We start from the raw sequence: 7790 nt of genomic DNA on the forward strand, positions 1-7790 counted from the left end.
CTGTGCGTCGGTGAAGCGCAGCCGATGAGTATTCGCTATCTCGGAATCGGTGTCGCCGAATGCTGTAGCGGCAGAGCGTGTTCCACGGCCTCCGGCTGCCGTGTCGCTGCGATCCACGCATCGACCTCCCGCCACTGCTCGAGGAGCCATGCGGTGAAGGCGTCACGCTCACGCGGCACCTGATCGGCTGGGATGTGCCACCATCCGACATTCACCTCGCCGCGCCCACTCGGCGGATATCCCAGCCCCTCGGTGGCGAGATCCTCGAGCCCGGTCTGCGCCAGCACGACCACGTCCGCGGTCGGCGCGCTGGAGGCGAGCATCCAGGCGCCCGCCGGATGAATCGGCATCACATGCGGGCATTGCTCGGCCTGCTCGGCTTGGGTGTGCCGTCCATTGGCTCGCAAGGTCGCGATGGCCTGATGCCACCGCTTGGCCGAATAGTTCGTGCCCTCCGGGAACAGCAGCAGCGCGTCGGTGGGCAGCGCGCCGACCGCCTGAGATTGCAATTGCTGCAGCGCCAAAGCCTTTCCCGCACTGTCGAACTGGCAGAACACCACCCCCGACGCGGTGTACGCATCCCGCAGGCCCGGCGTGATCGCCGCGCATCGCTTGGCGATCGTGTAGGTGTCCCGGCCCAGATCACGGGCGATGAGGTGGGCCATCAGGGCGCTGTTGAACGCCCCGGCGTGCCGGGCCAGCACGATCACCGGCCGATCGACCGCGATGCGCGGCGGCGGAGCGCAGACCAGCCGGATCCCGGCCACCGCGAAACCCCGGCCGTAGAACCGCTGGTTCAGGGCCGCGAGTCGGTCGCAGCCGCCTTGCCGCCCGAATCGCTGGCCCTCGACTCCCGAACTACCCGCGAGCTCGTACACGATCAAGAATGCGGCCCCGAGCAACAGCAGACGCGCTCTGTTGCGCACCGCATTCGGAACCCCCGGCACCATTACGACCAGTCGGGCGATCACCAGGAAAGGCGCGCCGACAATCAACAGGATTCCGCCGATGACGACCGTCGCCAGACGCGGTAGTAGCGGAGTCATGTCCAAGTGATATCAATGGCGGCGGCGCGAACCGGGGACCTGATGCCAGGTCGCGTGTCGCACTACAAACAGGCGGTACGTAAGCCGAGCGAGGCGGATATAAAAGGTTCGGCATATAGCCCGGCCACATTCAACGGTTCAACGATGCACTCCTGAAACTCGCGGCATCCGCTGGATTTGTGCAGGTAGAAGTTATTGTTGGCGTGCGCTCACGCCTGCGAGCGGATTCTCGATTGCCTGACGACGATGCCGGATTCGATCGGAGGCCGCTGTGGATGCGTCGCGCGACTGGGGCGATGAGCTGGTCGCCTCGGCGCAGTGGTTGCTCATCGCGGTGGTGATCGCGGGGGTTGTTTTCTTATTGGTGGCGGCGTTGCTGCTACGGATTACCCAGTGGGGCAGGCACTTCCGTCTTGTCACGGGTGCGTATTTCACCGGCCGGGAGGCGTTGCGGACCATACCGTTCGCCGGTGTGCTGTTGGTGAGCGCGGTGTTGTCGGTCCGGGTGAAGGTGCTGCTGTCCTATCAGGGCAATGACATGTTCTCGGCGCTGCAGAGTTCGGCCGCGGCAATCGGAAACGGGGATGGCGGTGCGCTCGACAGCGCGGAACGCGCGTTCTGGCATTCGCTGATCGTCTTCGGGGTGCTCGCGGTGATCGAGGTGGTGCGGACCCAGCTGGACTTCTATCTCGGTCAGATATTCGAGATCGGCTGGCGTGATTGGCTGACCGAGCGCATGACCGGGGCGTGGATCGACGATCAGGCCTACTACCGGGGCCGGTTCATCGCCGAGCCGATCGATAACCCCGATCAGCGTATTCAGCAGGATGTCGGCGACATGATCGCCGGTGCGCGGTCCCTGTCGCTGGGAGCGATCACCGCGGTGGTGTCGGTCGTGTCCTTCACCCGGATTCTGTGGGATCTGTCGGGGCCGCTGGGCATTGCCGGGGTCGAAATCCCCAGGGCGATGGTTTTTCTGGTGTTCGGCTACGTACTGGTGGCGACATCGGTCGCGTTCTGGATCGGCCGCCCGCTGATTCAGCTCGGCTTCGACTATCAGGCCGCGACAGCCGATTTCCGCTATGCCCTGGTCCGATTGCGTGACAATGCCGAGCGGGTCGCGTTCTATCGCGGCGAGATTACCGAAAGGCTTGGCCTGCGTGCGCGATTCGCGGAGGTGCTGCGAATCTATCGCCGCCTGGTGGTGTTCACCACGCGGTTCATCGGCTGGAATCAGGCAGCGACCGAGGCGGCGTGGGTGCTGCCGTGGCTGCTGCAGGCGCCGAAGTTCTTCGCGGGCACGCTGACTCTCGGTGATGTCCAGCAGACGGGTGCGGCATTCGGGCAGATCCAGGGCTCACTGTCCTTCTTCCGCAATAGCTACAGCAGTTTCGCGGCATTTCGTGCGACGCTGCTCCGGCTCGAGGGTCTGCTCGAGGCGAACGAGCGATCCCGCGAGCTGCCCAAGATCGGGGTGCGTGCCCTGGATCGTTCGGTGGAGCTGAGCACGGTCAATGTCTATCGGCCGGACGGGGTGATCCTGGTCGAGGATTTGAATCTGCGGCTGGGTGCCGGGGATGCGGTGGTCGTCACGGGGCTTTCCGGGACCGGTAAGACGACGCTGCTCCGTTCGCTCGCCGAAATGTGGCCCTACACAAGCGGTCTCGTCGGAAGACCGCAGGCTCCCGGCACACTGTTCATTTCGCAACTGCCGTACCTGCCGCTGGGTGACCTGCGCGCGGCCATCACCTATCCCGCCGCACCCACCAGTGCGACGGATGCGGAATTGTCTGCCGCGCTGATCAAGGTGCAACTCGGTCAGTTGGCGGCTCGGTTGGATGAGGAAGCCGACTGGGCGGCCATCCTGTCGACGGGGGAGCAGCAGCGGTTGGCGTTCGCGCGAATCATTCTGATCCGGCCGGCGGCGGTATTCCTGGACGAGGCGACCTCCGCCGTGGACGAGGGCCTGGAATTCGCGCTCTACACCCTGATCCGGGCCGAACTGCCCGACCTCATCGTGATCAGCACCGCGCACCGCCGCACCGTCGACCAGCATCACAGCGCCCGCCTGGAACTCGCAGGCGGCGGTGGATGGGCGTATCTGCCGAATTCTGAAGGGCCGCAATGATTCCACTGAATGGGCAAGTGTTGTTTGCGGCCCCAGCCGCAGACGGATGGTTCGAGCGCATGATCGTCCTGCCGGGAAAACTACCGCTGGCGATCGTGCTGCTGATGTTCGTGAGCACGTTCATCTTCATTCGATTCAGCGTGCGGATGATTCGGGCCGGTGTTTCGTGGTGGCCGGGCAATATCACCCCGGGCGGGAAGCATATTCACCACATGGTGTTCGGTGTGGTCTTCATGATCGCGGCCGGATTCGGCGTTTTCAGTCCGATCGGCGATCACTCGCCGTGGCCGGAGATCTTCGCGGGGTTGTTCGGTGTCGGCACCGCACTGGTGCTCGATGAATTCGCGCTGATCCTGGATCTGAAAGATGTGTACTGGTCCGAGCAGGGGCGAGTGTCGGTGGATGCTGTCGTCATCGGCGTAGCGGTATGCGCCCTGATGCTGCTCGGCGCAACACCTTTGGGGATCACCGACAACTTCCGCGGCTGGCAGGTCGTCGCCGGCCTGGTGCTCTTCCACGGCACCTTCGCGGTGCTGACAATGCTGAAGGGCAAGATCTGGACAGGCTTGTTCGCACTGTTCATCCCGATACTGGGTGTGGTGGGCGCAGTACGCCTGGCACAGCCCCAATCACCCTGGGCCCGTTCGCGATACCCGGCCGGATCCGCGAAAGCGATCAGAGCGGAGCGGCGCGAAAGGGAAGTGCGCTGGTTCGACCGGCTGCGCAACAGTCTCTACAACGCCGTCGCGGGACGGCCCAGCCAATAACGCCAACCTTTGCGGCCGGACAACGGCGGGAGATCAGTTCAGCGCTTCCAGGTACCGCTGGCGATGAATTCGTCCCAGAGTTCCCCGGGGAACCACAGTTCCGGGCCGCGGCCATGGTCCTTGGTGTCGCGAACTCCCACCACCCCGTCGCCGAGGTAGACCTCTACGCATTGCTGTCCGGTTTCGGAACGACTTGACTTGAACCACTTGTGGATTGGCGGTCTGCTCACGCCGCGTACTCCTTCGCAATCTTCAGTAAGACGTCTGCCGTGTCGTCTTCATCCAACGCTACCGCTTCCAACGCTGTGACTCCTTCGCGATAACCCTGCACTACGTCGGCCCTCCCGTGATACAGCCCGCCGATGGCGCCTTCGATGTAAACCACCGGCGACTCCGTCACATTGGTGCTCAGGCGCGGGAACTGGAGCAGCGTGAACGATTGAATGGTCAGCCCCCGATGCCCTTTCGTGCCGAAGGGAATGACCCTGATGCTGACATTGTCCTTCCGGCCCATCTCGACCAACCACCGCATCTGTGCGGCCATGACCTCCGGTTCGCCCGGCTGGTGCCGCAGCACCGCCTCCGACATCAGGAAGTTCAAACGGAAGTCGGGGTCGTCGAGCCTGCCCTGCCGTCGCACAGCGAGTTCGACACGACGTTCGACATCGACCGCGGACAACCCTGGACCGCCATCGATGCGAACGACCGCGCGACGGTAGTCCGGAGTTTGGAGCAGACCGTGCACGAGTACGAGCTGGTGTGTGGTGACCTGATTCGCGGCGCTTTCCAGCCGCAGGTAGCGCGGGAAATGTGAGAACACCTGATCGGTGTAGGGCTGCCAGAAGCCGCGTGAATCACCTTGCTGCTGAGCGACTTTCTCCTCGCTGCGGACTTCGCGCCAGAGCCGCAGCGCCTCCTCGCGGCTCTCTGCGGTTGCCGTGTAGAAATCCAGCAGCCGCTCCAGCTCGACCGTGCTCACCTTGGTCGGCAGGCCGTTCTCCAGGCGCATGATCGTCTGCCGGGAGGTCTCGATGCGTAGCCCGGCGGCGAGTGGCGTCTTCTGGCCCTGCACGCGAATCTCGCGGATGTAGGACCCGAAAGCTATGCGAGAGGCGGCCAATCCAGCCATTTCTTCAGCCTCGCTATCTGGGGAAATGTCCACTGCGGCTATGTCGACGATCGCCGTGTCCATGGCAGAAGTGTGCACCGTGGACACCTCATCTTATTTCGTGGTCAGTCCACCGTGTACACGTTTTCGGGAGTCATTTCCGGTGTCTACTGAGAAATGAAGCCGGGCGACGACAGCGCGCAGCCGCCGCAAGGTCATCGGAACCAAGAATCAGCTATGAGCATTGAAGGGATGCCGTAATGCCTTGGGACACATGGGCGCTGCTATCGATACTCGGACTCTGCCTCGCCGTCATCGCCTGGGCCGCATGGGGTTTCTACCGCGACGCTCACCCCGGTGGTGATGCCCGCTCTCTTCTACTCCCGCTCCTCGGCACCGAAGAACACCTCGCCGTCCGCGCCGGCGGGGGAGCAGGACGACGGCACCGAGGCCAGCACCGCGCGGCATAACTGAACTCCTCCGCGAACCACAGCCCGGCCACTCAACTCACGAGTGGGCTCTGGTGGTGGCGACACGCCGACAAGGCCCACAGCCAGAGCCCACTCGACGACTCCTCCCACCGGCGTTCATACCCGAACACCCGTATTCCGCCCTCCTGCAACTGAAACGACGCTCACCAGGAACTGACGGCGGCAAACAGCGAGAAGATCCCGCCACTGGTTCCTGGTCGGCGATATTTCACATCACTGATCGTCCGGAACTACCGCGCTCTTCGGATCTGCATGAGGCGTGCGACTGTTTGCGGCGAGGTCCGCGTTCGTGGGCGTTCTGGTCGTCGAGGCGATGGCGCACCACTTCCCTCCCGAACAGGTTCGGGCCGAACTCGCAACCACGATGACCCATACCGTTGTTCGATTTGGTCCCGACGCCGCCACGATCGACATCTTCAACGCATTTGTGTCCAATCCGGATGTACTCGCGAGCTGGCCGCTGGCGTTCCGAGCGGGCATTCGCCAGGCAGAGGTCTTGGCGCAGCGGTTGATCGATGCGGGCTGGTCTTCGCCGATGCGTTGATGTGCGTCGGGGCGGATACCCGCACGCAATCTGCCTTCTGAGATCGGGCTTCCGACAGGGAGGACACGTTCTCAGTGCCCGCGTCGCGCATTCAAAGTTATTGGTGATCAACGCATTCGCGCGATATTTGCCGCCTTCGTGTCGCATACTTGTGGCGATCTGGACACAACACACTCAGGAGTCTGTGATGACCGAGTCCGACTACCCGAGCTCGGCGCCGGTGGGGGTGGACACCACTCGTGCCAGCATCGCGCGGGTTTACGATGCGTTCCTCAACGGGAAGGACAACTTCGAGGTCGACCGTGAAGTGCTCGCCCGTGTGCAGACCGTCGCACCGCAGGCCACCGACTTGGCCTGGGCCAACCGTGACTTTCTGATCCGGGTGTGCCGCTTCCTGGTTCGCAACGCGGGAATCGATCAGTTCCTCGACCTCGGGTCCGGGCTGCCGACGGCCGAGAACACCCATCAGGTGGTGCAACGCGTCAACCCCGACGCTCGTGTGGCGTACGTGGACAACGATCCGATGGTTCTCGCGCACGGCCGGGCGCTGCTGGCGGAGAACAACAGAGCCACGATCTCCACCTGCGACATCTTCCAGCCGCTGGAGGTACTCAAGGACGCCACGGTTCTCGAGAGCCTGGATTTCACCCGCCCGATCGCCCTGTTGCAGATCGGGACGCTGCACCACTACCTCGGCGAGGACTCGGCCGCGCTGATGCAGACCTACATCGACGCACTGCCGTCCGGATCGTTCGTGGCGATCTCGCACTTCTTCGACCCACAGGACCCGGAGGAGCCCGAGCTCAGCGAACTGGCCGCGAAGATGGAGGACAAGTTCATCCACAGCCCGATGGGCAGCGGCCGCTTCCGCACCCGCCCCGAAATCCAGGCCATGTTCGGCGATCTGGAGATGATCGAACCCGGATTGGTGCTGTGTGACGACTGGTGGCAGGACGGCCCGCGTCTGCGCATGCTCAGCGCGGTGCGCCACTGCATAGTCGGCGGCGTCGGCCACAAGCCGTAGCGCTGATCGGGGTTCGTCGGGTTCCCGAAAGGACCTGCACCACAGAGCCGTTCACTGCGCCACATCCGTCGACCGGCCTGCGGCGGACCATTTTCGGTTCGCCGCACCTCCGAGGGTTACGCGGTGGCGGTGACGAGAAAGACCGGGTACTGCGCGGCGATCGTCTCGAAGAGCTCTACCGGGGCGTGCCGGTCGACGGGGATGTGTGCCCGGGCGCCGGGCACTTCGCTCAGGTATTGCTTGAGGATCGGTGCGCGCTCCCCGACCGGAACCTCGCACAGGGTGCATTCGAGGACTGAGTGGCGGCGCAACCGAGCGTGGCCGTCGGCGGCACGGACGTTAGCCACCCAGTTGCACTCATTTCCGAGCATCGAGACGAGGTACCACCGGCCTTGCCAGCGGGCCATCCCCAATGGGAAGCGGGTGCGGCGACCAGTGCGGCGACCATGCACTTCCAGTGTCACCCACCGCCGGGGCAGCACGCCCCAGGAGAATACGGCGGCCCACACGCGCGCAAAACGTCGTGCGGACGGGCCTGCGCGCCTGCCCGGATACATCGCGCGCAATCGCTGGTGATAGGGATGGTTCTGCATGTTCGCGATCGCCTCGTTTGCCGGAGGGGTCTGCCTGACCATCTCATCGAATCATTCGGCAGGCCGATCCCGACAGAGCCGGAAGTCCT

Annotated in this window: 8 protein-coding genes; 4 read left to right on the forward strand and 4 right to left on the reverse strand. The window is 64.0% G+C overall.

Annotated elements, in window-relative coordinates; genetic code table 11:
- Window positions 1-35: 35 nt before the first annotated feature.
- Window positions 36-1046: a 1-acyl-sn-glycerol-3-phosphate acyltransferase gene (locus tag ABZX86_RS22735; protein WP_355126437.1), complete on the reverse strand. Its 1011-nt coding sequence runs from the start codon at window positions 1044-1046 to the stop codon at window positions 36-38.
- Window positions 1047-1317: 271 nt separating this feature from the next.
- On the opposite strand from ABZX86_RS22735, the gene ABZX86_RS22740 reads away from it, so the two are divergent.
- Both ABZX86_RS22740 and ABZX86_RS22745 read left to right on the forward strand, forming a co-directional pair.
- Window positions 1318-3174: an ABC transporter ATP-binding protein/permease gene (locus ABZX86_RS22740; RefSeq protein ID WP_355126439.1), complete on the forward strand. Its 1857-nt coding sequence runs from the start codon at window positions 1318-1320 to the stop codon at window positions 3172-3174.
- 59 nt (window positions 3175-3233) lie between these two features.
- Window positions 3234-3941 (forward strand): hypothetical protein, encoded by a 708-nt coding sequence (locus tag ABZX86_RS22745; protein ID WP_355126441.1) that lies wholly within the window; start codon window positions 3234-3236, stop codon window positions 3939-3941.
- A gap of 38 nt (window positions 3942-3979) precedes the next feature.
- On the opposite strand, the gene ABZX86_RS22750 is transcribed toward ABZX86_RS22745, so the two are convergent.
- Window positions 3980-4171: a DUF397 domain-containing protein gene (locus ABZX86_RS22750; RefSeq protein WP_355126443.1), complete on the reverse strand. Its 192-nt coding sequence runs from the start codon at window positions 4169-4171 to the stop codon at window positions 3980-3982.
- On the reverse strand, window positions 4168-5133 hold the full coding sequence (locus tag ABZX86_RS22755) for a helix-turn-helix transcriptional regulator (RefSeq protein ID WP_355126445.1): 966 nt from the start codon (window positions 5131-5133) through the stop codon (window positions 4168-4170). Before ABZX86_RS22755 ends, ABZX86_RS22750 begins: the two co-directional genes overlap by 4 nt.
- A gap of 696 nt (window positions 5134-5829) precedes the next feature.
- On the opposite strand from ABZX86_RS22755, the gene ABZX86_RS22760 reads away from it, so the two are divergent.
- Together ABZX86_RS22760 and ABZX86_RS22765 are read left to right on the forward strand one after the other, a co-directional pair.
- Entirely contained in the window at window positions 5830-6084 is a 255-nt protein-coding gene (locus ABZX86_RS22760; RefSeq protein WP_355126447.1) for a hypothetical protein, read from the forward strand.
- A 187-nt stretch (window positions 6085-6271) separates the two neighbouring features.
- The gene (locus ABZX86_RS22765) at window positions 6272-7108 is read left to right on the forward strand and encodes an SAM-dependent methyltransferase (protein ID WP_355126449.1); all 837 of its coding nucleotides are present in this window, start codon (window positions 6272-6274) and stop codon (window positions 7106-7108) included.
- Between the two features lie 116 nt (window positions 7109-7224).
- Here ABZX86_RS22765 and ABZX86_RS22770 read toward each other — a convergent pair whose 3' ends face one another.
- On the reverse strand, window positions 7225-7743 hold the full coding sequence (locus ABZX86_RS22770; RefSeq protein ID WP_355126451.1) for a nitroreductase/quinone reductase family protein: 519 nt from the start codon (window positions 7741-7743) through the stop codon (window positions 7225-7227).
- Window positions 7744-7790: the final 47 nt, after the last annotated feature.

Origin of the sequence: Nocardia sp. NPDC006630, assembly GCF_040611495.1 — a bacterium.
Classification (GTDB): domain Bacteria; phylum Actinomycetota; class Actinomycetes; order Mycobacteriales; family Mycobacteriaceae; genus Nocardia.